Raw genomic sequence first — 1,163 nt, forward strand, 5'->3', positions numbered from 1 at the left:
TGCTAACGGTCAACCGCACGTCGATTGTGGCGTGCATGGGACACCTCTCGGAGTGGACACCAGAGGCGTCCCTTTCCTCAAGGGAGTCAGTTGCTACTGAACTCTAGAGGACTTTGCAACACGACCAGGTTCTTTCCGAAATTGAAGATCGACAACGTGCTTTCTGGGAGACCGGCGATCTATGCTGAATCTGTGATAACCACTAATTTAGACGAGGTGATCTCTAGTTTCATCCTTGATGGCCTCACGGAAGGCCTTGATATCTTCTTGGAGCATATCGAACTCATCACCGAGGAGTACACGGGTAGCGTCCTCTGAGAGGTCGCCAGATGAATATCGTTCATAAACAGCAATCTTGTCCTTGTCCGTCATCGAACCAAATACTGTACTCAGTTCATCACGCATTGATTCTCGTCGGTAGCGTCGCTTTTCGGCTTCTGAGAGGTAGTTCTGCGAGACGACCTCTGTACTCGCCGAGCCCTGATCAGCAGCGATTCCTTCGAGACCTTCCATCATCTGTTTGACTGCCTCGTTGTAGGTGGTATACCAGAAGCGTCGACCCATCTTTGCGGTCGGTGTCTTCGCCTCGACAGTGACTCCTGCATCTTTAGCAAGTCGCTTGAACCGTTGGTTGACTGTTTGCGGTGCGATATGCCCCGACGATGAGCGACTCGATGGAAAGAGATAGCCATCCCAATTTGGCCCATCGAGATCAACGATTCGCTGGTTCAGCACGTCGACGCCGAACAGCAAAGCAACCTCTCCTGGACCATTTTTGCGCTGCTCGAAGACGATTCGGTTGTCTTCCTCGTCTGTGAGGACGAACTGATCAATAGAAAGCGAGGCAACCTCGTTGGGTCGAAGCCCCCAGGCTCCAAGAGCCAACACGAGGAGCTGGGATTCAATGGAGTCGGCGGTCTCGTAGATTGCCCGCATCCCCTCGGCGTCGACGGTTTTGTTGTCGGGTGTGTCGATCTCCCAGCGGAACTGATCGTTGGCTCCGTCGAGTGGATTGTATTTTGCGCCCTCGAACCGCACCTGGTGGTCGTAGAACTGCTGGATATCACCGAGGTACTTGAGCCGAGATTGATCGGTCGACAGACGGTCTTTGAGGACGTCGAAGACCTCCATACAGCGGTCGTTTTCGGCTGGCCGCTCGTCGA

At 53.6% G+C, this 1,163-nt stretch carries 1 protein-coding gene; it reads right to left on the reverse strand.

All coding sequences use genetic code 11. From position 1 onward, the window contains the following. Window positions 1-207 precede the first annotated feature (207 nt). Window positions 208-1,163 (reverse strand): DUF8065 family protein (locus O2S87_RS18575; RefSeq protein ID WP_475410206.1); only part of this gene is annotated, 956 nt, incomplete at its 5' end.

The sequence above is a fragment of the Halohasta sp. A2 genome, from assembly GCF_056175805.1.